15 protein-coding genes and 3 pseudogenes are annotated in these 24,440 nt (G+C 66.3%); 14 read left to right on the top strand and 4 right to left on the bottom strand.

The window, feature by feature from the left end:
• Positions 1-6 precede the first annotated feature (6 nt).
• Entirely contained in the window at positions 7-339 is a 333-nt protein-coding gene (locus DTQ71_RS07945) for a hypothetical protein (protein WP_146204820.1), read from the bottom strand.
• Between the two features lie 14 nt (positions 340-353).
• The gene (locus DTQ71_RS07940) at positions 354-2,141 is read right to left on the bottom strand and encodes a secretin and TonB N-terminal domain-containing protein (RefSeq protein WP_170125340.1); all 1,788 of its coding nucleotides are present in this window, start codon (positions 2,139-2,141) and stop codon (positions 354-356) included.
• 387 nt (positions 2,142-2,528) lie between these two features.
• On the opposite strand from DTQ71_RS07940, the gene DTQ71_RS07935 reads away from it, so the two are divergent.
• The 5 genes and pseudogenes from DTQ71_RS07935 to DTQ71_RS24130 all read left to right on the top strand — a co-directional run.
• The gene (locus tag DTQ71_RS07935; RefSeq protein WP_109563717.1) at positions 2,529-3,143 is read left to right on the top strand and encodes a hypothetical protein; all 615 of its coding nucleotides are present in this window, start codon (positions 2,529-2,531) and stop codon (positions 3,141-3,143) included.
• A 121-nt stretch (positions 3,144-3,264) separates the two neighbouring features.
• Positions 3,265-3,999 carry a hypothetical protein gene (locus DTQ71_RS07930; RefSeq protein WP_146204819.1) on the top strand — a complete coding sequence of 245 codons (735 nt, stop codon included), beginning with the start codon at positions 3,265-3,267 and terminating at the stop codon, positions 3,997-3,999.
• Positions 4,000-4,087: 88 nt separating this feature from the next.
• Positions 4,088-5,722 (top strand): hypothetical protein, encoded by a 1,635-nt coding sequence (locus tag DTQ71_RS07925; RefSeq protein WP_109563715.1) that lies wholly within the window; start codon positions 4,088-4,090, stop codon positions 5,720-5,722.
• Between the two features lie 183 nt (positions 5,723-5,905).
• The gene (locus tag DTQ71_RS23110; protein WP_146204818.1) at positions 5,906-6,289 is read left to right on the top strand and encodes a hypothetical protein; all 384 of its coding nucleotides are present in this window, start codon (positions 5,906-5,908) and stop codon (positions 6,287-6,289) included.
• 75 nt (positions 6,290-6,364) lie between these two features.
• A pseudogene (locus DTQ71_RS24130) lies at positions 6,365-6,972 on the top strand (IS5 family transposase); the annotation flags it as partial.
• Positions 6,973-7,281: 309 nt separating this feature from the next.
• Here DTQ71_RS24130 and DTQ71_RS07915 read toward each other — a convergent pair.
• Positions 7,282-8,301: a LacI family DNA-binding transcriptional regulator gene (locus DTQ71_RS07915; RefSeq protein WP_109563713.1), complete on the bottom strand. Its 1,020-nt coding sequence runs from the start codon at positions 8,299-8,301 to the stop codon at positions 7,282-7,284.
• Between the two features lie 84 nt (positions 8,302-8,385).
• Here DTQ71_RS07915 and DTQ71_RS07910 point away from each other — a divergent pair, with 84 nt between their 5' ends.
• The 4 genes from DTQ71_RS07910 to DTQ71_RS07895 all read left to right on the top strand — a co-directional run bounded on the left by DTQ71_RS07910 (position 8,386) and on the right by DTQ71_RS07895 (position 12,779).
• Positions 8,386-9,471, top strand: coding sequence for a carbohydrate ABC transporter permease (locus DTQ71_RS07910; RefSeq protein ID WP_109563712.1), 1,086 nt, complete (start codon positions 8,386-8,388; stop codon positions 9,469-9,471).
• Positions 9,471-10,304, top strand: a complete 834-nt coding sequence (locus DTQ71_RS07905; protein WP_109563711.1) for a carbohydrate ABC transporter permease — start codon at positions 9,471-9,473, stop codon at positions 10,302-10,304. Before DTQ71_RS07910 ends, DTQ71_RS07905 begins: the two co-directional genes overlap by 1 nt.
• Before the next feature lie 26 nt (positions 10,305-10,330).
• Positions 10,331-11,605 carry an extracellular solute-binding protein gene (locus DTQ71_RS07900; protein WP_109563710.1) on the top strand — a complete coding sequence of 425 codons (1,275 nt, stop codon included), beginning with the start codon at positions 10,331-10,333 and terminating at the stop codon, positions 11,603-11,605.
• A gap of 61 nt (positions 11,606-11,666) precedes the next feature.
• Positions 11,667-12,779 (top strand): glycoside hydrolase 5 family protein, encoded by a 1,113-nt coding sequence (locus DTQ71_RS07895; RefSeq protein ID WP_109563709.1) that lies wholly within the window; start codon positions 11,667-11,669, stop codon positions 12,777-12,779.
• Positions 12,780-13,007: 228 nt separating this feature from the next.
• Here the strand turns inward: DTQ71_RS07895 and DTQ71_RS07890 are convergent, their stop codons facing one another.
• Positions 13,008-13,202 carry a cold-shock protein gene (locus DTQ71_RS07890; RefSeq protein ID WP_109563708.1) on the bottom strand — a complete coding sequence of 65 codons (195 nt, stop codon included), beginning with the start codon at positions 13,200-13,202 and terminating at the stop codon, positions 13,008-13,010.
• 28 nt (positions 13,203-13,230) lie between these two features.
• Between DTQ71_RS07890 and DTQ71_RS07885 the strand changes: the two are divergent.
• The 5 genes and pseudogenes from DTQ71_RS07885 (at position 13,231) to DTQ71_RS07860 (ending at position 24,223) form a co-directional block, all read left to right on the top strand.
• Positions 13,231-14,417 (top strand): annotated as a pseudogene (locus DTQ71_RS07885) (IS3 family transposase).
• Positions 14,418-14,514: 97 nt separating this feature from the next.
• Positions 14,515-14,721 (top strand): annotated as a pseudogene (locus tag DTQ71_RS07880) (transposase); the annotation flags it as partial.
• A gap of 311 nt (positions 14,722-15,032) precedes the next feature.
• Entirely contained in the window at positions 15,033-20,198 is a 5,166-nt protein-coding gene (locus tag DTQ71_RS07875) for a RecQ family ATP-dependent DNA helicase (protein ID WP_245947310.1), read from the top strand.
• A gap of 1,443 nt (positions 20,199-21,641) precedes the next feature.
• Complete coding sequence (locus tag DTQ71_RS07865; RefSeq protein WP_170125339.1) at positions 21,642-22,814, top strand: lipocalin-like domain-containing protein; 1,173 nt, start codon at positions 21,642-21,644, stop codon at positions 22,812-22,814.
• Positions 22,811-24,223 carry a c-type cytochrome gene (locus DTQ71_RS07860; protein WP_211317109.1) on the top strand — a complete coding sequence of 471 codons (1,413 nt, stop codon included), beginning with the start codon at positions 22,811-22,813 and terminating at the stop codon, positions 24,221-24,223. The genes DTQ71_RS07865 and DTQ71_RS07860 overlap by 4 nt, the downstream gene beginning before the upstream one ends.
• The last annotated feature ends 217 nt before the right edge of the window (positions 24,224-24,440 follow it).

The raw sequence follows: 24,440 nt of genomic DNA, 5'->3' as shown, positions 1-24,440 counted from the left end.
TGGCCTTTACTCGTAGAGGTCATGGACATAGCTGCCGCCTCGTTGGCTCACGACGTAAAGCGCTCCGTCGAGCACCGACATCATAGCAACGACTTGGCCGTCCTTGCGGACCTCGGCGCCTCCCCGCATGGCGAGTGCATTCCTCACACCAGGGCCGTGCTCGAGGATCTCATCGGGCGAGAAACCGCTGCGGCCCAGCACGATCACGAGGTCGTCCGCCGAAATGCGCGCCGTATGTCCGCCCGAAAGGGAGACGACTCCCGCGTTGTTGCGGCGGACGTTAACGTCGGTGCAGGACGCCGCTGCCAAAAGACTCGTAAGCAACAGGATTCGCGTCATGTTCCTGGAAAACCTCATCTGTAGCCAAGCCGCTCGATGGACGCGGCGAGCTCGGCGCGGAACAGATCCTCGTCGACCGTGCCCAGCGGAACTGGATCGGCATTGCCGGTCCTGAAGCGACGTTCGTCCGGATCGACCAGGGTCCCGGTGATAAAGATGGCGAGCTGGCGCGTCCGGCTTTCCATCGTGTTTGTCCGGCCGAACAACGGCAGGTTCCGGAGCCCCGGGATGCCGCTGCGGCCCTGCTGATTGCGCAGATCGGATAGGCCGGCAACTGCGGCGGTCCCGCCATTCTCAATCTGCACCGTGTTTTGAACGGTGCGGCGATTGACGACCGGCAGGTTTTGGTTGCCGCGCGCCACGACGTCGGACACTTCGAGCTCCATGTTCAGTGTCAGCGTCCCGTCTCGGCCGAGGCGCGGCGTGATGCGCAAGATCGTCCCCGTCTCGATCTCCTCCAGATCGCTGCGGATGAAGCTGTCATCCTCGGTCAGGATCTGAAAAAATTCGGCGGTCGTCACGCGGATGACGGACTCGATACCATCCTGGGCCAGAACTTGCGGGCTAGAGATGATCGACGCCTGATTGTTCTGAGACAGCAGGTTCAGGGTCAAGCCCAGGGCGTTGGTGAAACTGCGAGAGCTCGTGTAACCCAGGGCGATCTCCGAGATGTCCGTCCCGCCTTCGGTTCGGTTTAGGCCGGCTCTCAGGCCGGGGGCGTCGAAATTCGTTCCGAGATTGAGAAATGCCGTAGTGTCCAGCACGACCACCCTGGCTTCCAGCATGATGTGCTGCCGCGGTTGATCGATGCGCGCGATATCTGAATGGATCTGTTGAGCGATCGCAGGCGGCGCATGGATCGAGACCGTGTTCGAGACCTTGTCGGCCCGCACAAACTGGGACAGGTTTTCGGGCAGGAGGTTCGTCACCGCTTCGGCGGTGACGTAATTCAACTCCAATATCCCTGTGTCGAAGACGTCCCGGCCATCGACATTCGTCGGCGGAAGCGGTTGGTCGAGACGCCGCAGAAGCTGGAGCAACTCCTGCCGAACCGCTGGCGGCGCAGTGATGGAGAGGCTGTTACGCACTTGGTCCGCGCGCACATAGGACTGCAGTCCGTCGGGCAGAAGATCGCGCGCGCCGGTGGCGGAGACGTAAGTCAGGGCGTAGAAGACCGTCTCGTCGAGCCTCGGGCGGTCGATCGTTTCGATATCTCGGACGATTAACTCGACCAGATCGGGCGGGGCGGTCACGACGAGCCGCCGGTTCTCGTTGTCGGCGCGGACGTATTTCCGCAAGGGCTCAACGAGAAGATCCCGCGCGGCGGCGGCTTCCAGGCCAGACAGCGATATCATGCGGGTCTCGGAGACCTCCGCAAAAAGGTCTGCGCGCGGGTCGGGCGTGAAGACAAGAAAGTAGTCCGCCCGACGCACGGAACGGTAATTGGTCCCGGCCAACAGCAGATCGAGTGCAGCCTCGATGCTGGCGTCTTGGATCGTGACTGTGACCACGCCCTGAACGCCCGGATCGGCGACGATGTTCACGCCGGTCTGGGCGGCGATGTCCTCCAGAGCCATACGCAGATCGGTCTGAAAGAAAACGTTGTCCACCGTGACCCGGCCTTGGGCATGGGCAGAAACTGCGATGCTTAGCGAGCACAGCCCACACGCAATCAGCTTGCTGATCTTAGATATCACCTGCTCACTCCGCCTCACGGCAGCCGGTGGGTCCGGCTTGTCTTTTTGCCGTCGCGCCGCTCTTTCCGGCAACAAACGACGGCTGATTTTAAATAAATGTATCATCCGAGACTGGGGCTGAATAGATCCGGACGCCCCATGCCTATGCGGTGTCATCAAAATGCCACCTCCGGTCCTGGTCGAGCCGCCCAATGTCTGGATCGCAGCAGGGGTCTCGCCCATCCGAAAGCGCGGCCCGTTGTTCTACGAGCCCGGAGCGCTGAGCAGGACGCGCCCACTTTTATCATGCGATGTCCAGCGATGGCGACCACCGGAGAGGCTCTGGTCCGCTGTCCCAAAATGACCCCGGTATCGCCATCAGGTTCTCCCTCCAGCCACCGTTCCCGCCATTTCTGGCCGTTCTCTTGGTTAACAAACAATCCACCGGGCGGCGCATGGCTGCGCGCCCATATGAAACCGCTTGAGCAACGCTACGAGCATCGGAGACCCGATATGAAATTCCTGACTTCCGCCGCCACCGGCTTCGTGCTTCTGGCCACAGGAGCCACCGCCCAATCCCTCACCGACACCGAGACCGTGACGCTGAACGCCACCGTCGGCGAGTATCTCGCGATCACCGACCATACCGACAGCATCATCGGCGATCTCGATATTTCCGCAGGATCTGAAGTCGCCGCCAACAACAACGTCAGCGCGACCGAAAACGGCAAGGCAACGTTCGAGGTAACGGCGAATGTCGCTTACAACATCGCGCTGAACTGGAAGACTTGGGGCGCAACAGATACGCCGGCTTTGCCGGCTGGCGCGCCCGCAGGTGTCGTGCAGGCGTATTACTACAACGCCGCGACGGACGTTCAGTGTGCATTCGGCGGCACGGTTTCTTTCGATCCTGACCCGTTCACCGCCTCGGCCGATGACGTGCAGCGCGGCGTCAATGGCGCCCCCTTCTCCCCGACCCCTGGCGGCAGCCTCACGGCCTTTCCGAGGGGCATTGCTACCTACGGTTTGAACACCGAGGCCGCCCCCAACATTACCGATTGCGATGATGGCGTGGCAGCGCCCGGTATCTACTCGCTCGACGTCGAGGTTACGGTCTCCAAATCTTGACCTATCGCTGAGGTCACGACTTCGACGTGAGGGTCGGGGGCAACTACTGCAGTCCGCGCGTATTCAATTGCGTCGCGGCTGTGTTGCGCTCGATACATCGCCGGGCTTAGCTGCGTCGATCATGTCGAAGTCTGCCTCACTCACGGCGATGCTTCTCGCGCTCGGCGTCGCCGCGTCGACGCCCGTTCACGGTCAGGGCAATCGTCCGACTGATGTGACCGGCAACGAGGGGCGCGCCGGTGTGGCGGCAAACCGTCCTGGCGGCGGTCCGCCACGCGGCGACCGGCTCGTCGTCGAATTTCTCGAGACCGAAGTCGACTACACAGTCGAAGATCTGAGCGGTCCGCCAGGCTATCAGGAGACGACGGGAACCATCCAATTCCTGGTGGCCGCGGACATGCCCTTCGTGGTCACGGCCCTGTTTTCCAACTGGCAGCCGGATGCGCCTGCACCGGCCGCGTATCTTCAGCCGGCCTTCTCGAACGGCACCTTCAGGATCGGCGGGCGGTTGTTCCTGGAGATCACAGAACGCGGCCGGCAGACTGGAGGAAACGAGCCCGGTCCCCCCTCCTGGGTCGGAGACCCGGGCCGACCCGCCTGGGTCGGAGAACCGGGCCGACCGGACTGGGTGGATTATCAGGGACGCCGCTGGGGCCCAGGCGGGCGCGGGAAGCCCGGCGAGACGGGCCGGATCTATCAGACAGCAGAGGGCCGGATCGTCGTCGATGCCAGCATGGGGGAGGCGTTCTTCGCGCTTGGCGCCGATCTGGCGCCCCTTTTCACGGACGCCCCATCGGGCCTCCCTGTGCCCGACACCTATAGCGTCGATGTCGAGATCATCATACAGCCGTATTGAGCGGCGTTGAAAGTCGCACCTGCCTAGCCTTACGATTGACAGGTCCGCCCAGTCAGCCGGCGGCCGAAACTGTAGAAGGTAAAGTGACTTGCGCGCCGCCCTGATCCTCTTCCTCACCATTATCGCGCTTTTCCCGATCGTATCCGGCGCGCTGGCGCAAGGATTTCAGGTGCGTCCGCTGTCGGTGGAGGGGGAGGTGCCTCCCGGCGTGACCGTGGACATACCCATTGAGATTACCGGGACTTCTCAGTTGGAGGGGCGCACCCTGGAGGTGGACGTCGTGCAGCTTGCGCAGGCGTCTGACGGGACCTTCACCGTCGTTCCGTTCGAAGCGGGGGGCGAGTTACTTCCGCGCTCGGCCGCGTCCTGGATCACGGCCCCGCCGGAAGTCCGCGTCGAGGTGCGCGAGCGTTCGATCCTCGAGACCCAGATGCAGGTGCCTGTCGGCGCACGTGGAACCCATGTCGCCGGTCTCCTGCTGACGGCGCGCCCGCCCGAGGGTGCCGATGGATTGCGTCTGACCATCCGCATTCTCATCCCGATCATCGTCGGAACGGAAGGCCGCCCGGCCCGACAGGACGTTCAGCTGACCGACGCCAGCCTGTTCTACGCCTTTCCCGCGAGTTCCGGCGGCGGCGCCGCGATGGAAGAAGGCGACCCGCTTCCGGAAACGACAGTCGTGGGTGCGCTAGTTGAAAATCGTGGCGGAAGATATTCGCGGTTCAGCGGACATGTCTGGGTGGATTACAAAGACCAGTCCGGCGAGTGGCGGCAGATCCGACGGGCGCCGATCCGGGAGATGCGGCTGTTACCTGAGACGAGTGTGCGCGTTCCGGTAGACCTCGGCCGTCTGCTGCCGACCGGCGAATATCGTTTCCGGGGAGAGCTTTACGTCGACGGCCGCCGAACGGTCCCGCTCCGGCGGGAGTTCGACTTCGTCGGACATCCGGAAGTGCGGGGTCTCGTGACCGATGTTGATATTAGCGTCACGCCGGAGGTCTTCGAGTACGAATACCTGGCCGGCGCGCGCAGGACCGGCATGATCTCGGTCGAAAACCCGTCGATCGATCCGATCGAGGTATCGGTGGACGTCGCGCTACCGGACGAGATGGCCGACAGGGCCACGGCGACGCTAAAGGGCGCGGATCTTTCGGCAGCAGATTGGATCGAAGTCGCTCCCGCCCGCTTCACGCTCAGGCCCGGTCAGTCGCGGAATGTTCGCCTTTTGGCGAACCTGCCGAACGCGGCGGCGGAGCATCAGAACTACTATGCTGAACTGCGGCTGGAGGCCACCTACACAGATGGCCAGCGCGCGGGGGCGGCCTCCGCCTTGGTCGAAGTGACGCGGCCTGAGGGCACGGACATGCCCGACGTGGAGTTGGCCCCGCTCGCAGTCTCTTCGTTGGGGGAGGAAGACCTCTATGCGCTCTCGCTCCAGGCGGTGAATGTCGGGAACGTCTTGTTTCGGCCCGACGTGTCCTACGTTCTGCTCGACGAGGCGGGCGAAGAGCTGATGCGCGGCACCCTGACGAGCCAGGTTACGGGCCCCTTGATGCCGCTTGCCTCGCGCAGCTTCGGAGGAACGATCGACCTGGGAGACGTGCTGGAAGGCCCCCTGGTCTTGCTAACTTTGCTTCGCAGCGATGGAGATGAAATTGCGTCGACGACCCGTCGCCTGACACTTTCTCGAGAGGACGGCTTGATCGTGGGAACTTCGCGATGATCCCGGTCCCTCGTCCGACCGAACCCGAGCCGAACCAGTCTGTTGCCGCCAGTCTTAACGTTTCTTTAACGCTTTTTGTCTAAGCTCGGAAGCCGATGGGGCTGAGAGTTCGCGGCAAGAAATCTGGTGCGCCCCATCCTGCTCTGCTACGCTCCAATCACTTACTAGGCTGGGGGGGCTCGAATGTCGATCAGAACCGGCGCTTTAGCGTTTCTGCTCTTGTCCTTTATGTCCGGTCTTTCCGCAGTTGCAGGCGATGTGACCAGCTATTCAGGGCAGTGGGCTCTTGACTCTGAAATTCCGGAAAATGCGTTTGTTCTTGCCGGGCGTGGAGCGGAGGGCAGCTATGTCGTGTGCTTCGATGCAGGCAATGTCAGCCATGTGATGGTGTCCCGCGGAGAAGAGGGGAGTATGCTCGCCCGCGGCTCCTGCACAGTCTTTGCGCCGACTGCTGAGCACGGGATACTCGTGAATTTCTACGGAGAACAATATCGCAGCCTGGACACTGCCGTCGCTCTCGGCTCGTTTCGGCTCGTTCTCCGGTCTTCCCCCTCTGCGGAGGACTGATCGGGACGGGTCGGCCTTGTTGCGCAAAGCCTGCCTGGGATTCACATCGCGAGTCCAGCGGCATAGCTGGTCGGCATGCCCAAGCCCGCGCCCACCCGCTACCGCAGCTTGAACCGGTCCAGCTACAACGCATCGTTGCGTGAGCGCGGCTCGCTGAGCGTCCGGTTCGACCCGGACATGGACTGGCATGCGGCGCCGTCGGGCAAGCGCGGCCGTCAGCAGACCTTCTCGGACGCGGCGATCCAGGCTTGCCTGACGATAAGGGTCCTGTTCGGCCTGCCGCTTCGGCAGACGACCGGCTTTATGGCGAGCCTGCTCACGCCGGCGGGGCTCGACTGGCCGGTGCCGGACTTCTCGACGCTCTGCCGGCGCCAGAAGACGTTGGCGGTGCAGCTGCCCTAACGGGGCTCTGGCGCGCCGCTACACCTGCTCGTGCCCTCTCGGGACATCGCTGCGCGATGCCCTGCCGGGCAATAGACAGCCCGGGCCTCGAGGTCCGAGGCGCGGGCGAGTGGCATGCGCGCAGGCACGGAAGGGCCAAGCGGCGCGTGTGGCGGAAGGTCCCCCTCGCCATCGACGACGCGGCCATGGAGATCCGAACTGTGGAGATCACTGGCAGTGGCGTCGGCGACGCACTCATGCTGCCCGGCTTGCTGTCGCAGATCCCCGCCGACGCGCCGATCGCGTCGCTACCGCCGCCGCAGCCGTATCGAAACCAAGATGAGCTGCATGAAGCTTCTCGGGCCAATGGTGCCGACATAATCCGCCTCCCTCCCGGAAGTGAACCATACCGAGACGCGCGAGCGGGAATCCCTTACGACCCGGCGTTCAGGCGAAATGCTTTAATGCTGCGTTTGCATCCCGCTCACCGGACATTCGCTGCGCGAGCGAGACTTGAAGGCTCGTCGATTTCCGAAAAGTGGACGAAGCTGCCGGTGATCGGCACCTGTCGAAGGTCCGCTCTTTCGGACGGCCTCACCGACTGTAATGTTTCAGCGAATGCCCCGAAGCTTGTGTGACTGTCGCAGCACGAGCGGGCATGCCATCCGCTCTGCGACCGGCGCAGCGTCTACCGACAGCAGTCGCTCGACGCACCACTGCCCCATCTCCCGGTGGGGCAGCAGCACGGTGGAGAGCGGCGGCGAGAGATGCTGGGCGATCTCCTGGTCGTCGTAACCCATTATCGCGACGGTCTCGCCGGGGCGCTCACCAAGCTCCTTTAGGGCTTCGTAGCAGCCGACCGCCATCAGGTCGTTGGCGCAGAAGATCGCGTCGGGGCGTTCGCGCTCCATCAGGCGCAGGGTCGCTGCGCGGCCGCCCGAGGGCAGGAAGTTGCCCTCGACGATCAGCGAGGGGTCGACGGGGATGCGGGCGGCGCGCAGCGCGCGCTCGTAGCCCTCCATCCGCTGGTCGGAGGCCTCCATCCACGGCTCGCCCGAGACGAAGGCGATGCGGCGGTGGCCCGCCTCTATCAGGGCGGCGGTCGCAAGCTCGCCGCCGCGGCGCTCGGCGGGGACGACGGAGATCAGCGCGCCCGCCTCGTCGTAGCAGTTGAGCAGGACCGCGCGGTGTCGGCCCAGCCCGTCCGGAGGCGTGACGCCGCGGGTCAGGATCGCGCCGTAGATCACGCCGACCACGCCGTCGCCCGCCCATTTGCGCAGAACCGCCTCCTCGTAGCGCGCATCGCCACCGGTCATGGCGACCTCGAGGACGTGGCCGCGCTTCCACGCCTCCTCCTGCGCGCCCTCGATGGAGATGGCGGCGAAAGGGCTGGTGGCGATCTCGTCGAACAGCATCCCAATCGTGCCCGCGCCGGCCTGCTTGGGCGGCCGTCCCGCGCCGCGCGGGCGGTAGCCGAGTGCCTCGACGGCGGCGAGCACGCGCTTGCGGGTCTCGCGGCTGATCCGCATGTCCACCGCCCCGGTCAGGACGAAGGAAACGGTGGACTGCGACACGCCCGCCGCGACCGCCACGTCCTTCATCGTGACCCGTGCTCCGCTCTTCTCCGCCATGGTCCCTCACATCCCTCTTGCGACTGCTAATAAATATTGCTAATAATTTTAGCACAACAGTCGCAGCCGGTTTGGGAGGACGGGATGCAGACGAAGGCCCGCAGACCGCTGACCGAGCGTCAAACCGCGCTGATCCTGCTCGCGCCGTTCCTCGTCACCTACGCGCTGTTCCTGGTCTACCCGTTCTTCCGCGGCATCTGGATCAGCCTGCACGACTGGAATTTGCTGGCCGTCGCCTTCAACCCGGACGCCAAGGAGTTCGTCGGCCTGCGCAACTACGAGCGGGTCATGTGGGGCCGCGACATCGCCTGGGGCTTCGCCTCGCCGGTGCTCCAGACGCTCGGCGCGCTTGGCCTCGCCGCCACGGCCTGGGCCTACCTGACGGGACGCATCGCCCGGTTCAACGCAGTGGTCCTGGCCGTCGTCTCCGTCCTGCTCATTGTCCTGCCCGGTTTCCATCCGGACGAGGAGGGCCGTTGGTACGACCGCCGTTTCTGGCCCACAGTCGGCAACACCATCCTCTTCGTCGCGCTTGCCGTGCCGGGCGTAACATTCACCGCGCTGGTTCTCGCCGCCTGCCTCAACCGCGAGACGCGGGCGATGGGCACGCTGCGCACGCTATTCTTCCTGAGCCAGGTTCTGTCGGTCACGGTCGTCACGCTGATCTGGCAGATCATGTTCTCGCCCCGCCAGGGCCTGATCGCCAACGTCACCGGCGTCCTCGGCGCCTCGCCGATCAACTGGCTGACCGACGAGCGCTTCGCCATGGCGGCCATCGTCATCGCCACGATCTGGTGGTCGCTCGGCATCGCGATGATCCTGTTCCTGGCCGGGCTTCAGGACATCTCGAAGGACATCTACGAGGCCGCCGCCATCGACGACGCGACCGGCGTCAAGGCCTTTTGGTACATCACGCTGCCCAACCTGAAGCGCACGATCACGCTGGTCGTCGTGCTCCAGATCATCCTGCACTTCCAGGTCTTCGGGCAGGCGCATCTGATGACTCAGGGCGGGCCCAACGACAGCACGCAGGTTCTGGTGCGCTACATCTACCAGACGGGCTTCCGTGACAGCGAGCTCGGCCGCGCCTCGGCCATGGCGGTGTTCCTGTTCCTCATCATGGGGGCCTTCTCCCTCATCCAGTTCGCCGTCGGGCGGGAGAAATCCTGATGGATCGCGGCTACTATTGGCTCGTGTTCGCGCTCGCCGTCCCGGCCTTCCTGTGGCTTGTGCCGACGCTCTGGATGGTTTCGCTCAGCTTCCAGCCCAACGAGGTGCTGGCGCGGACGACCTCGACCACCTTTTTCGGGCTGATCCCGATCCCGTTTACTGCCGAGAACTACGCCGCCCTCTTCGCCTTCGGCCAGACGCCCTGGTGGTTCCTCAACTCGCTGATCGTGGCGGTCGGCATGACGCTCGGCGTGTTGCTGGTCTCGACCACGGCGGGCTATGCGCTGGCGCGGCTCGACTTCCCGTTCAAGAAGACCGTCATGGTGATCTGCCTCGTCGGCCTGATGGTGCCCGAGCAGGCTGTCTTCATCCCGCTCTACACGATGTTCGCGGATCTCGGCTGGCACAACTCCTACCACGCGTTGATCCTGCCGCGCATGGCGGTGCCGATCGGGGTCTTCCTGATGATGCAGTTCTTCCAGGCCATCCCGAAAGACATCGAAGAAGCGGCACTGATCGACGGCGTGGGCCGCCTCCATATCTTCTGGTACATCATGCTGCCGCTGGCGCGGCCCGCGATGATGACGCTCGCGATCCTGACCTTCCTCTATGCCTGGAATGACTATCTCTGGCCGCTCGTGAGCGCGCAGAGCCGGGACTACTTCACGATCACGCTCGGCCTCGCCTCCATCCAATCCAACTTCGCGCAATCGGAAGGCCTGGGCCGGGTCATGGCCTCGGGCGTCATCGCCTCGCTTCCGGTCGTCATCCTGTTCCTGATCTTCCAGCGCTACGTGGTGCAAGCCATGACCGTCGGCGGGTCCAAGGGATAACCAACGAGAACTACGGGAGGAATACGATGAAACACCTGATGCTCACCGCCGCCGCGCTCACCGTCTTGGCGGGCGCCGCGCCCGCGCAGGAGATCACGCTCGCGCGCTTCTTCGGCGCCTGCGAGGATGCGGGCACCGACACGACCACGTCCACGGGCGAGGCCTGCATCATCCAGTCGATCATCAACGCCGCCGACGCGGAGATCGACGGCGTGTCGATCGAGACGTTGCCGACCGACTGGGGCAACTACTACGACCAGGTCAAGGCGGCCTTCGCGGGCGGCTCGGCCCCGGACGTCTTCGTCATGCACCGCCACCGCATCCCCGAGTTCGCCGGGATCGGCGCGTTGGCGGAGATCTCCGGCGAGCTGGAGGCCGCGGGCATCGACGCCTCTGACTGGTCCGAGACGGCGCGCGAGGCTGTCACCTACAACGGGGGCATCTACGGCGTGCCGATGGATTTCCACGCCAACCTCTGGCACGTGAACATGGAGCTGATGGAAGCCGCGGGCCTCGTCGAGGACGGCGTGCCGGTCCTGCCGTCCTCGCCCGAGGAGCTGCTCGCCCACGCCCAGCAGGTGAAAGAGGCGACGGGCCAGGACTACCTCGCCGCCGACTTCGCCCAGTTCCCTATCGGCGTGCGGCTGGTGCTTGCGCTCATGTGGCAGCAGGACGCAAACATCTTCACCGAGGACGGCACGGCGACCATCGACACTGAGGCGGGGCAGAACGCCGTCACCGCGATCACCCAGCTCTTCGACGCGGAACTGGCGAACCCGCAGCTCAACTACGCCGACAGCCAGCAGGCCTTCCTGAACGGCGAGGCCGCGATCCTCGTCAACGGGACCTGGGTTGTGGACTTCTACACTGCCGAGGCAGCGAAGGAGGAGGTCGCGCTCGACGACTACTACGTGGCCGATTTCCCGACGCTCTTCGAGATCGGCGCAACCTGGGCTGACAGCCACATGTGGGCGATGCCGTCTACGCTTGAGGGCGCCGATCGTGAGGCCGCGCTGAAGGTCTTGGCCTTCATCAACGAGCACAACATCGACTGGGCGCGGACGGGCCACATGGCCGTCCGCACCTCCGTGGTCGAAAGCAACGCCTATACGTCGCTGCCCCATCGCGACGAATATGCCGGCACAGCCGCCATCGCCCGCGACACCCCGCCGTCCGAGCGCTACGGCGCCATCCAGGACGTGCTTAACCGCGAGCTTCAGGCGATCTGGCTGACGGGCAAGGACGTCTCGGCCGCGCTCTCGGACGCCGAGGTGGAAGTCCAGGACCTGCTGGACCGTTGATCGGCGACCCGGGCCGCCCGACCTCCCAGTGGGGTGGCCCGACAGACACCCGGAGGTGCCAATGACACGCTGGAGCGAGACGGATGCGCGGGACTGGGGACGGTCGAAGCCCTGGACCTGCGGCTTCAACTTCCTGCCGTCCTCGGCCGTCAATTTCCTGGAGATGTGGCACGCCGCGACCTTCGACCTGCCCACTATCGAGCGCGAGCTCGGTTGGGCCGGAGCGATCGGCTTCAACGCGATCCGCGTGAACCTGCATCCGCTGGTCTGGAACCACGACCGCGACGGGCTGATGGACCGGCTCGACCGACTGATGGCGGTCGCCGACCGCCACGGGATTAGCACCGTCCCAACCCTCTTCGACGATTGCGGTTTTGGCGGCGCGGAGCCCGTCTGGGCCAGGCAGCCCGACCCGGTGCCGGGCGTCCATAACAGCCGCGCGATCGCCGCCCCAGGACGCGCCGCGGTGCGCGACCCCGCCGCACGTCCCGCGCTGGAGCGCTACGTCCGCGACATCATCGCCACCTTCCGCACCGACCCGCGCGTGCTCTTCTGGGACCTATACAACGAGCCCGGCAACCGCATGGAGTTCTCCGCGGGCGGCTTCACCATGTACGACGCAGGGCTCGAGCCTGCCTCCCTGTCGCTGATGGAGGCCGCGTTCGACTGGGCGCGCGCCGAAGCGCCGGAGCAGCCCCTCAGCGTCGCTGCCTGGGTGACGCCCCTGCCGGGCGAGGACGCCCATCCCTACCAGACGGAGATCGACCGGACGGCCCTCGCTCTATCGGACATCGTCACTTTCCATGCCTATTGGGCCGCCGAGCAGGTGGAGCGCTTCATCGACTACCTGGAGCCGCTGAACCGCCCGATGCTCTGCACCGAATGGATGGCCCGCGCCGTGGGCAGCCGAATTGCCGACCAGCTGCCCCTTTTCCACGAGCGCGATGTCGGCTGCTTCCAATGGGGCCTCGTGCGGGGCCGGACGCAGACGCACCTGCCTTGGCCCGCCGCACTCGTCTCGGCCCATGGCGGCACGACCGGGGACGAATGGTTCCACGACCTGCTTCACCCCGACGGAACCCCCTACGACCAAGCCGAGGTCGAGACGATCCGCGCGCTGACCGGCGCTCAGGCCTTGATCCCGAACCGCGCGCGCCCGAACCGCGCGCGATAGTCACTGCGCGTGATCCCGGTCAGTTTGCGTAACACCTTTCGTAAGGCGGCCGGGTCCTCGTAGCCGACCGACACGGTGATCGCGTCCACCGACTATGCGGCATCCAGTGCAGCGGCAAAGACTGATCTGCGGACTTCGTTACCGTTCATCGGGGCCCAGACCCTTGAAAAAGAAGAACGGCGGGCCGGATCGCTCCAGCACCGCCCCACAGATCGCGATCTGGCTCGATTAAACGAGCCGCAGGTCTTCTGCTTTCTCTCGTCCGTCCCAGCCGGCCCGCACGTCAGACGAAATTTTAGGGTTGTCAGCGAGACCAGTGAGGCCGGAACGCTCGACAGCGCTGATATGCACAAACACATCCCTGCTGCCTGTCTCCGGTTCGATGAACCCGAAGCCCTGGAGTTGACCCTGTTTCACGGACACCCTGAGAGTTCAGCCGGAGGTGTTCCTGATGACCCGCTACCGCCCTGCCTATCCGCCGGAGTTCCGACGCCAGATGGTTGATCTGGTTCGATCTGGTCGCACGCCCGAGGAGCTGTCGCGCGAGTTCGAGCCGAGTGCTGCATCGATCGCCGGCTGGGTCCGTCGCGCCGATGCCGAGGACGGTGCGCGACCTGATGTGATGACGGCAGCCGAGCGCGAGGAACTCGCGCGTCTCCGTCGTGAGAACCGCCAGCTCCGCCAAGAGAGGGACATACTGGCAAAGGCTACGGCCTGGTTCGCGGCGAGCCCGAACGGGCGTATGAGCTGATGCGGACGAACCAGGCCGTGCGTCCGATCCGCGTCATGGCCCGCGTGCTGAGGGTCTCAGTTTCCGGCTTCTATGCGTGGCGCAGCCGTCAGCCATCGAAGCGGCAGAGAAGCGATGCCGCCCTTCTTCGCCGTATCCGCACCATCCACGCCGTCTCACACAAGACCTATGGTGCACCGCGCGTCCACGCCGAGCTGCGGGCCGAAGGCGTCCAGGTCGGGCGCAAGCGCGTGGCGCGGCTGATGCGCGAGGCTGGGATCGCGGGTGTCAGCCGCAGGCGAAGAACCGTTACAACGACAGTCCCGGCCCCGGAACATACCTCGGCTGGGGATCTGGTCCGCCGGGACTTCACCGCGGATGGGCCCAATCGGCTATGGGTGGCAGACATCACGTTCGTGCCGACCGCGGCAGGGTTCCTCTTCCTCGCTGTCGTTCTCGACGCTTGGTCCCGACGGATCGTCGGGTGGGCGTTCAGCCACGATCTAAAGACCCGGCTCGTGCTCGACGCCCTCGACATGGCCGTGGCCTCCCGCAAGCCGAAGGACGTCATCCACCATAGCGACAAGGGCAGCCAGTACACATCCTGGGCGTTCGGCCATCGCTGCCGAGCGGCAGGCATCCGGCCATCGACCGGGACCGCGGGCGACGCCCTCGACAACGCCATGTGCGAGAGCTTTTTCGCCACCCTTGAGTGCGAGCTGATCGACCGGCACCGCTTCGCGACGAAGGCCGAAGCCCAGATCGCCGTCTTCCGCTTCATCGAGGGCTTCTACAACCCGTCGCGTCGCTACTCGTCCATCGGCTACCTGTCACCCGCCGAGTTCGAAGCCGCCCATCAACCCGACCGTGCCCCGACGGCCACGCCCAAACCCGAAACCTGTCCGTGAAAACGGGTCAACTCCACCCTTTGTGGCGTTGAACGGCCTTGTTGCGCAACTGCCACGAGGGATTCACATCGCGAATCCAGCGACATAGCTTGGCGGCATGCCCAAGCCTGCACCCACTCGTTACCGCACCCTGAACTGGCCCGCCTACAACGCCGCACTGCGTCAGCGCGGGTCGCTGACGGTCTGGTTCGACCCTGGCATGGCCTGGCACGCGACGCCTTCGGGCAAGCGCGGGCGTCAGCAGACCTTCTCGGACGCCGCGGTCCAAGCCTGTCTCACGATCAAGGTTCTCTTCGGCCTGTCGAGAGTACCGATAGCGGCGTGGGCGATGCGCCGACGCAGCCCGGCCTGCTGTCGCAGATCTCCGCGGACGAGCCGATCGCATGCGTCACGGCAGACCGTGAGATCCCCAATCTCGGCATGCAGATCGCGCAACGTCTCCGCGTCTACTTCGGGCGCCTTGCCCGCCCCCTTACCTCCCTGCGTCACCTTCGTAGCCTTTCCGGAGCGGGACAGCCCGCGCCGGGCATCGCGTGCGCCCCGCGTCGCGGCTGGCCCTGAATATTCCACATCGTCACCGCGGATTTACCCTGTCGAGATGTTCGGTGCAGTGTCATGCGCATGGATGGGATCGAGCACGATCGGACCGGCGAAATGGGACTGCTCGACCGATGCATATCGGTCGATCTCGAGGTCGATCCCTCGACCGCACGGGTGTTCGCGCTGGCCGCCGTTGGGGCCGGGGAGGGGCCCGCTCTGATTTCTCGGCCCGGGCGGCTGGACGAGGCGCTGGACCGGCTGGAAGCACAGGTCGCGGGCGCCGCGCATCTGATCGGACACAATGTCCTGCGGCACGACCTGGCATATCTGGCCGCCGCCAGGCCAAGGTTGCACGGGTTGGCCGACGCGCCCATCGACACGCTTTGGCTGAACCCGCTGGCCTTTCCACGCAATCCTTACCACCGGTTGGTGAAGCACTATCAGGACGGGCGGCTGCTGTCGGGCGCCGTCAACGACCCGGAGCGGGACGCGCGGCTCGTCTTCGAGGTGCTGCAAAGCCAAATGGGCGCCTTGCGCGCCATGGGCGATGCGGACCGGGATGCGGTCGCGGCCTACCACGTCCTCTGCACGCTGGGCGACCGAGCAGGCGGCTTCGACGCCGTGTTCCGCGAGGCGCGCAATGCGGAGCGGCCCAGCCTCAAGGCGGCCGAGGCCGCGATCCGGCGCCTGCTGGAGGGCCGGGCCTGCCTCCACGCGGTCGATGAGGTCGTGGCCGGGATTGAGGACGCCGCACGCGGTTGGCCCCTGGCCTACGCGCTCTCTTGGATCGGCGTAGCTGGCGGGGACTCGGTCATGCCGCCCTGGGTGAGGATGCAGTTCCCCGAGGCCGCCCGCCTCGTGCGCGAATTGCGCGACACCGCTTGCGGCGACCCCGCCTGCGCTTGGTGCCGGGAGACCGCCGATCCCGTCGCGGCCCTCACCCGCTGGTTCGGCTTTCCCGCTTTTCGCCCCGAACCCGTGGGCGAGGATGGCCGCCCGCTACAAGAGCGGATCGTGGATGACGGGCTGAAGGGCCGGAGCCTCCTCGGCATCTTGCCCACTGGCACCGGCAAGTCGGTCTGCTACCAGATCCCGGCGCTTGCCAAGTTCGATCGCATCGGCGCGCTGACGGTGGTGATCTCGCCGCTCGTCGCGCTGATGGCCGACCAGGTCGCGGGGATGGAGCGGGCAGGAATCACGTCCGCCGTCACCGTCAACGGCATGCTCTCGATGCCGGAGCGGCAAGAGGCGCTGGACCGCGTGCGCTTGGGCGAGGCGGCGATGCTGATCATCTCGCCCGAGCAGCTGCGCAGCGTGTCCGTGCGGTCGGTCCTGAAGCAGCGCGAGGTCGGGCTCTGGGTGCTGGACGAGGCGCATTGCGTGTCGAAATGGGGCCATGACTTCCGGCCTGACTATCGCTATGTCGGCCGCTTCATTCGCGAGTTCTCGGGCGACGAGGCGCCCGCGCCGGTGATCTGCCTCACGGCCACGGCCAAGCCGGACGTGATCCGCGACATCCGCGATCATTTCCGAAACCGCCTGGGCGTCGAGCTGGCCCTCCGCGATGGCGGTGCAAGCCGGACGAACCTCAGCTTCGACGTTCGTGAGACGGGCAAGGCGACAAAGCTTTCGGACATCCTAGACGCCATCGAGGCCGGGCTGCCGGCCGAGGGCGCATCGGGCGCGGTCGTTTATTGCTCGACCCGCGGCGACACGGAAAGGGTGGCCGCCTTCCTAGTCGAGCGCGGGATGGCCGCCGCGCATTTCCACGCGGGGATGACGCCTGACGATAAAGCCAGGGTCCAGGAGGCCTTCCGCGTGGGCGAGCTGCGCGTGATCGCCGCGACCAACGCGTTTGGGATGGGGGTGGACAAGCCGGACGTGCGGCTCGTGGTTCATGCCGACATCCCCGGCTCGCTGGAGAACTATTTGCAAGAGGCTGGCCGCGCGGGCCGGGATCGCGATCCTGCCAACTGCGTGCTGCTCTATGCTAGGGACGACGTGGAGCGGCAGTTCTCGCTCACCGCCCGCTCCCGCCTCGCGCGCCATGAGATCGGCGCGATCCTCCGTGCGCTCCGGGGCATCGACGACCGCACGCGCCGCTCCGGCACAGTCGTCGCCACCCCGGGCGAGATCCTCCGCGCCGAGATGGAACGTGCGTTCGTCCGAGACGACGCGACCGACGATACACGGGTCAAGACGGCGGTGTCCTGGCTAGAGGAGGCCAAGCTCGTCAGCCGCGAGGAGAACCGCGTACAGGTCTTTCCGTCTTCGCTGCTCGTCCGCTCCGTGGAGGAGGCGGAGCGGTCGCTGAGCGCGGCCGGGCTGACGCAGACGCGGCACAAGGCGTTGCTCGGCATCATCCGCCACCTGATGAACGCGCCGGCCGATCTAGGCGTCAGCACTGACGAGCTGAGCGGGGCGAGCGGGCTCTCTCATGCGAAGCTCTCCAAGGCGATGTCGGACCTGGAGACGCTCGGCTTGGCGCGCAACGACATGACCATGACGGCCTTTGTCCATCTCGGCACGAAGGACGCCTCCACGGTCCGCCTGGCTGCCGCGTCCGATCTGGAGACCGCCTTGCTCTCCGTCATGCGCGAAGCCGCGCCGGATGCAGATGCCGAGGGTCTCCCGCTGCACCTCGCCGAAGCGTGCCAACGCCTGCGCGACGACGGCCACTCCAGCGCCCGTCCCGACGTGATAGAGAAGCTTCTGCGCGGCATGGTCCGGGACGGGCGCGATGAAGACGGGGGGACCGGCAACCTTCGTCTGCGCAAGGCCTCGCGCAACGTCTTGGGAATTCACCTCCTGCGTTCCTGGGACGTGCTGGAACGGACCGCCGAGTTGCGCCGCCAAGCGGCAGAGCGGTTGCTGGCGCATCTGACGGGCAAGCTCGACCAGGGCGCGCGGGGCAAGGATCTCCAGGTCGAGACGACCGTGGGCGACATGTTGGCGGCACTCAACGGCGATGCGCTGCTGCGCGCCTCGGGCGTGCGCGACATGGGCAAGCTGATGGGCCGGACGCTGCTCTGGCTGCACGAGCAGGGCGTGGTGACGCTGGGCAAGGGCCTCACCGTTTTCCACCCCGCCATTACTGTCAACGTCAATCCCGAGACCCGCCGGCAGGGCTTCACCCAGGAGAACTTCCGTCCTCTCGAAGAGCACTATGAAGAGCAGACCATCCAGACCCACGTCATGGCCGCCTATGCCGAGCGCGGGCTTGCGGGGATGGCGGAGGCGGAACGGCTGTCGACCGACTACTTCGCCATGGACCGGGACGCCTTCCTCAGGCGCTGGCTGCCCGGTCGCGGCCCGGAATTGCGGCGGCGCACGACCAGTGCTTCCTACAGGCGCATCGTCGAGGATCTGGGCAATCGCACACAGCAGGAGATCGTCGCCGACGATCGGGAGCAGACCTCCGTGCTGGTCCTGGCCGGCCCGGGTTCAGGCAAGACGCGCGTCCTGGTCCACCGCATCGCCTATCTCCTGCGCGTTCGCCGCGAGGACCCGCGTGGCATCCTCGTGCTGAGCTACAACCGCCACGCCGCCGCCGAGATCCGCGCTCGCTTGCGTCACCTCGTGGGCGACGATGCTCGCGGCGTGACGGTATCCACGTGCCATGCGCTTGCCATGCGGCTGGTCGGCGCGAGTTTCGCAGGCGAAGGCGCGACACCCGATTTCGACCGCGTGGTGTTGGATGCCGTGCGCATGCTGGAAGGCGAGGGCCTCGGCCGTGCCGAGGCCGAGGCGCAGCGCGACGCGCTGATCCAGGGCTATCGGTGGATCCTTGTCGACGAATACCAGGACGTCGGCCCGGAGGAATACGCCCTGATCGCCGCCGTGGCGGGCCGCTCGCTGGAGGATCCCGATCGCAAGCTCAGCCTCTTCGCCGTGGGCGACGACGACCAGAACATCTACGCCTTTGCGGGCGCCTCCGTGGACTACATCCGCCGCTTCGAGGCGGATTATCGGGCGCGGCCTTCCTTCCTCGTCGAGAACTACCGCTCCACCGGCGCCATCGTGGCGGCCTCCAACGCCGTCATCGCCAGGGCGCCGGACCGAATGAAGGCCACGCACGCGATCACCGTGAACGCGGCGCGCGCGGAGGATCCGCCAGGCGGCGCGATGGCCGAGGCCGATCCGGTGGGGAAGGGGCGCGTCCAGCGTCTCGATTGCCCGCCCGACGTGGCCGCCCATGCGGCGGCGGCCGTGGATGAGCTCATGCGCCTCAGTCGTCTCGACCCCGACTTCCGTTGGGACCGCTGCGCCGTGATCGCCCGCGAGTGGAAGCGTCTGGCCCCCGTGCGCAGCTATGCCGAGACACTCGGGATCAAGGTGGAGATGGCAGGCGAGGAGATGCCCCCTGTCTGGCGCCTGCGCGAGGCTCAATTGCTGATAGACGGACTGCGAAAGGATCGGAGCGCGATGCTCACCGTCCAAGACCTTCTCCAACTGTTGAACGCGCAGGCGTCGAACCGCTGGACGGAGCTTCTGGCCGAGGGTATCGCCGACCTCGCCCGCGAGCTGGGCAGGGCTGCCATGCCGGCGCCCGACGTCGTCGAATGGCTCGCCGAGTGGTCCCGCGACACCCGCGGCGAGCAGCGTGGCCTTCTCCTGACTACCGCGCACCGGGCCAAAGGCCTCCAGTTCGATCATGTCGTCGTGCTGGACGGCGGCTGGTACAAGACCTCTCGCGGCGAGGATGCCGAGGCGCCCCGCCGCCTGTTCTATGTCGCCATGACCCGTGCCCGACGGACGCTGACGGCGACCGCGACGGGAGAGCATCGCTTCCTGGATGGCGTGGACGGGCTGCTGGCGCGGCCCGCGGCCATTGACCGAGCGCGACAGGCCACACTTGCACAGACCTATGAGATGCCGACGCTGCGCAGCGTCGATCTCGGCTATGCCGGGCGCCAGCGGGACGGCCACCCGATCCACGACGCGGTCGCGCAGGCGCGGGTCGGCGATGCCTTGCAGCTGGAGCGGCGGGACCGCAACTGGGTCATCCTGGACCAGACAGGTCGGGTGCTCGGCCGGATGGCGCGCGCCTGGTTCCCGCCGCCTGGCTCCCGGATCGTGCGTGCGACGGTCGGCGCGGTCATCCGCTGGCGCAGGGTCGATAGCGACCCGAAGTTCCATCCGACGTTCCGTCGTGACGTATGGGAAACCGTGCTACCCGAGATCACGTTCGCGGCGGAGGTAGGTCTTGCACAACAAGAGCGCGCCGCGCGGATCGAATGATCCCGTGGCGAGAAACCAACGCGCCGAACGGTGCGAAGAGCCAAGGCGAGCGGCCCTTTGCATTGCCGATCGGAAATTACCGCAGGAGGCGTTTTGCGCCTTTCGTATCTGACGCTGCAACGAAAGCTATTGTCTTCAGGGGTTCACAGAAGATCCCCTGACCAGCAAAGTTTTGCCTTGGATTATTAGGCTCTGGACTCATCACCAGTAGCTGACGGTCGCAGCCAATGCGACGGCGGAGAAGAAGACGTCCGCCCTGCGATCGTCGCGCGTGGCGATCCGGCGGAAGTCCTTGAGGCGGCCGAATATGCGCTCGATGGCGTTGCGATTGCGGAAGAAGTCCCGGCGCCAGAAGATGCCGCGCTTGTGGTTGTTCCTCGGCGGGAGATTCGGGAACGCGCCGACCCCTTCACCTGCTCGCGCACGGCGATGCTATCGTAGCCCTTGTCTTCCACCACAATGAGGGCGTCCGCTGGCGAGCGCTTGAGCAGCACCTCGGCCGCGGTGCAGTCGGCGACGTTGCCCCCGTCAGCATCAACCGGGCGGGGCGGCACCGGCGGTCCGCGAGCGCGTGGACCTTGGAGGACGAGCTGACCGAGCAGCGGTCGTTCAAGCTGATCAGCTTGAACGACGAGAATCCGCGTCTCGGTATCGACCCCGACCGCCGCGAGACCGGAGAAGACATCGACGCGTGCCTGATCCGCGACTCGTTCGCTCGAGGCGATCCATGTAGCCCGCTGCCGTGCGACCAGATGCGCAAGCGGCTGATCGCCCTTTACCGAAAGGCGCGTAGCGACCTGTCTGAGGGTAGGACCAACACGCTATTCCCCCTGGGCCATCGTCGTCGAAACCGAGAGCGGGCCAGTCCGACAGATCGTCGCGCTGGCGTCGTCGGCGGCGACGGTTGCGATAGGCGTGTCGGACCGTCCGACCGCCATAGCCGTCGGTCCCGAGTTTGACGTCGCCCGCGAGCTGCTGGATGGGGAACTGCCCCCGATGGCGCGGGATCTCCGGCGGGCTGGGGCGCCGATCGCTCTGACCGACGGCGAGCGGCTGGAGGCCCCGATGGCGGTCGCGGGCCTAGTGATGGGCGAGGGCAAGGGTCCGACCCCCATCTTGCCCTACGAACCTTTGCCGGAGATGGGTTTGATCCTCGCGATCGGGACGACGGCCGATATCTCGGCCCAGCGATCGCACCGGTCGGGTGGTGCGGCGCCCGACATCGCCGGCGCGAGAGTGTCAGTCGGATCTGGGTGGAGCGCGATGCCGACGGGCGTCTCTGGACCTTCGTCTCGTCCGATGATGAGGCGCGTTTGGCGGAGGATCTGCGGCCGTTGCGGTCCTACGGCGGCCGGGGCTTCGTCGTCGTCGCGCCCGAAGGCGCGCGCTCGGGCCGCTGGCCGGTGGGTGACAGCACGGTGCGAGTCATGCTGGAAGGATGGAATGATCGGGAAGCTGAGCACGAGAACTGTGGGGATGGCGGGGCTTTGCCTGGCCGTCCTTGGCGCGTTGGCCGTCGGGGTGACGCGGGTCATCGGCGGGTCCGAGGGCGCATCGGGCGGCGACGCGGGCCTTGGCTCCGTCGCGCTATCGGTCGAGGCGGTGGAGGCCTTCCTCGCGGGAACGGAGGAGAGCGGCTTCGTGCGGCCCTCCGGCACGTGGCAACTGGCGCTTCCCGAGGATCACGGCGGACATTCCTTGTCACGGGCCGAGACCTGGGTGCTCGCGGCTCATCTCGAGGACGCGGAGGGGCAACCCGCCTCGGTCCAGTTCGCGCTGAGCCGCTTCGGCCTCGCTCCCGAAACGCCAGACGCCGCAGCCGTGAGTTGGGAGTTGCGCTCGCTCTATCACGCGGCGGTGGCGGTCTGGCAGGGCGGCGGGGCTGAAATGCATGCTGAGGAACGGTTCAGCCGCGGCGCGGGCGCTGCCGGCCAGGACGGGGAGGCGGGAGAGGTCTGGCTCGATGACTGGACGCTCTCCTACGCGACCGAGGAAGGCGCTCGAGACCTGACATTCACTGCGCGGCTGGACTCCGTCCGGGTCGCACTCGAGCTCACCATGGCAAAACCTCCGGAACAGACGGCGGACGCCGATCAGCCTTTTCGCGGGTTTGTCGTCCCGCGGCTGACCGTGTCGGGCCGCATCGAAACGGAGGACGGTGTGACGCCGGTTTCGGGAACGGCATGGCTCGACCGCGCCTGGGGAGAGTTGCCGCTGCCCGGCGGTCCGCTCGGATACGACCGGCTCCAGGTTCAACTCGATGACGGCAGCGACCTGTCACTCGTCCGGACCCGGCGGCGCGATGGACGCGGCGTTGTGACGGTCGACGGCCTCCTCTTCGATCCCGCAGGCGAGGCGGAGACGCTGTCGGAGGACGTTCTGTCCATGGCGCAACACAATGCGGATGCCACCAGGCCCGCACTCGTCGGCTTTCCGCGCGTCTGGCGCGTCTCCGGCCCGGAACTGGACCTCCAGGTCGAGGCCCTTGGGCCTGACCGGGAGGTCTCCTTCGTGGTCGGCGGGTGGACCGTGCCGGTGCGCGTCGAGGGGGAACGCGCAGGCGTGCCGGTGACCGGTCTCGGAACGTTGCAGATGACTGGATACGAGACGCCATGATGCCGTTTCGCGCGCTCCCCGGACTCGCCGCGGTCGTGGTGCTCCTTCTCACAGGCTGCAAGGACGAGGAAGGCGCGCGGCTCTACCGCTCCGAGATCGGCGCCGTTTCCGCCAGCGAGCAGCGGCCCGGCGACCCCGCCGCGGGGGAGCGGGCGCTGTTGAACGAACCCTACGTCTCCTGCGGGATCCCCTACGACGCCTATCGTAGGGTCGCCCCGGAGACCCCGACGGCGGACCGGATGCCTGACCGAGAGGGGCGCAATGCCGAGCTGCCTTATGCCCTCACGTCTCATGTGAACGCGGACGGGGTCGAGATCGTCTCGAGCAACTGCCTGACCTGTCACGCCGGCCGCATCGACGGGGAGCTGATCGTCGGCCTCGGCGACGCATTCGGCGATTTCACGGCCGATCCCCGGCGCCTGGCGCTGCAATCGGGCACCTATGTGCGCGGGGAGGCGGAGACGAAAGCCTGGGCCCATTGGGCCGACCGGCTGGAGGGGATCGCCCCCTACATCCAGACCCGCACGGTGGGCGTGAACCCGGCGACCAACCTGACCTGGGCGCTGATGGCGCATCGCGACCCGGAGACCCTGGCCTGGTCGGAGGCGCCCCTGATCGACCCGCCGCCGCAGGAGCCGCTCCCGCTCAGCGTGCCGCCCTGGTGGAACATGCGCAAAAAGTCGGCGATGTTCTACACGACCATCGGGCGCGGCGATCATGCCCATTTCATGCTGCTCGCCTCGATGCTCTGTGTCGAGGGGGTGGAGGAGCTGGCCCGGATCGACGCCTACGCGCCCGATATCCGCGCCTATATCTCCTCGCTCGAAGCCCCACCCTGGCCCTGGCCGATCGATGCCGGGCGCGCGGCCGAGGGGGAGGCGATCTACGCCGACGAATGCAGCGCCTGCCACGGGACCTACGGCGCGGAGGAGACCTATCCGAACCGGATCTACGACCTCGACGAGATCGGCACCGATCCGGCCTACGCCACCGCGGCGACGGACGGCTCGCGCGACCGGTTCTACGACTGGGTCGCCCGGTCCCCCTATGGCGACGTCCACACCGCGGCCCCGGCGCCCGGCTATATCGCGCCGCCGCTGGACGGCGTCTGGGCGACGGCGCCCTATCTGCACAACGGATCGGTGCCCAGCATGGCGGCGCTGCTCGCGCCCGCGACACGTCCGCGCTTCTGGCGCCACCTCACCGCTCCTCGCAGCTATGATAGGGACGCGATGGGCTGGCGCTTCGAGACGCTCGACGCCGGACAAGCGTCGGAAGATGACCCCGAGGTGCGCCGCACCACCTACGACACGACGCTGCGCGGATACGGCAATGGCGGGCATGAGTACGGGTCGGATCTGAGCCCCGCGCACCGGGCCGCCCTGATCGAGTATCTCAAGACGTTGTGACGATCCGGGCGGCCGTGATAGTGTCATAGCCCCCGTGGATTGCCGCTGACCCACCGTGACACGACAGATGCCGTCGGGGGGCGGTCGCACCATCTGAGCCGCCTTTCCACCTTCTCGTAGAGACCAATGCGATGGAACTCGTGGCCGAAATCCGACGGCTTCCGCACAAGCACGGCAGCCCAAAGGGCCGTGTCTAGAGCAACGTCCACCTCGCTGC

This window comes from Jannaschia seohaensis (assembly GCF_900116765.1).
Lineage (GTDB): Bacteria > Pseudomonadota > Alphaproteobacteria > Rhodobacterales > Rhodobacteraceae > Jannaschia > Jannaschia seohaensis.
This window is presented reverse-complemented; position numbering and strand designations above follow the sequence as displayed.

Coding starts and splice junctions, on each gene's coding strand:
- DTQ71_RS07900 (WP_109563710.1), top strand. CDS start 10,331: ATGAAACACCTGATGCTCACCGCCGCCGCGCTCACCGTCTTGGCGGGC.
- DTQ71_RS07895 (WP_109563709.1), top strand. CDS start 11,667: ATGACACGCTGGAGCGAGACGGATGCGCGGGACTGGGGACGGTCGAAG.
- DTQ71_RS07865 (WP_170125339.1), top strand. CDS start 21,642: ATGATCGGGAAGCTGAGCACGAGAACTGTGGGGATGGCGGGGCTTTGC.
- DTQ71_RS23110 (WP_146204818.1), top strand. CDS start 5,906: ATGTCGATCAGAACCGGCGCTTTAGCGTTTCTGCTCTTGTCCTTTATG.
- DTQ71_RS07935 (WP_109563717.1), top strand. CDS start 2,529: ATGAAATTCCTGACTTCCGCCGCCACCGGCTTCGTGCTTCTGGCCACA.
- DTQ71_RS07945 (WP_146204820.1), bottom strand. CDS start 339: ATGACGCGAATCCTGTTGCTTACGAGTCTTTTGGCAGCGGCGTCCTGC.
- DTQ71_RS07930 (WP_146204819.1), top strand. CDS start 3,265: ATGTCGAAGTCTGCCTCACTCACGGCGATGCTTCTCGCGCTCGGCGTC.
- DTQ71_RS07910 (WP_109563712.1), top strand. CDS start 8,386: ATGCAGACGAAGGCCCGCAGACCGCTGACCGAGCGTCAAACCGCGCTG.
- DTQ71_RS07905 (WP_109563711.1), top strand. CDS start 9,471: ATGGATCGCGGCTACTATTGGCTCGTGTTCGCGCTCGCCGTCCCGGCC.
- DTQ71_RS07915 (WP_109563713.1), bottom strand. CDS start 8,301: ATGGCGGAGAAGAGCGGAGCACGGGTCACGATGAAGGACGTGGCGGTC.
- DTQ71_RS07940 (WP_170125340.1), bottom strand. CDS start 2,141: ATGATACATTTATTTAAAATCAGCCGTCGTTTGTTGCCGGAAAGAGCG.
- DTQ71_RS07860 (WP_211317109.1), top strand. CDS start 22,811: ATGATGCCGTTTCGCGCGCTCCCCGGACTCGCCGCGGTCGTGGTGCTC.
- DTQ71_RS07875 (WP_245947310.1), top strand. CDS start 15,033: ATGCGCATGGATGGGATCGAGCACGATCGGACCGGCGAAATGGGACTG.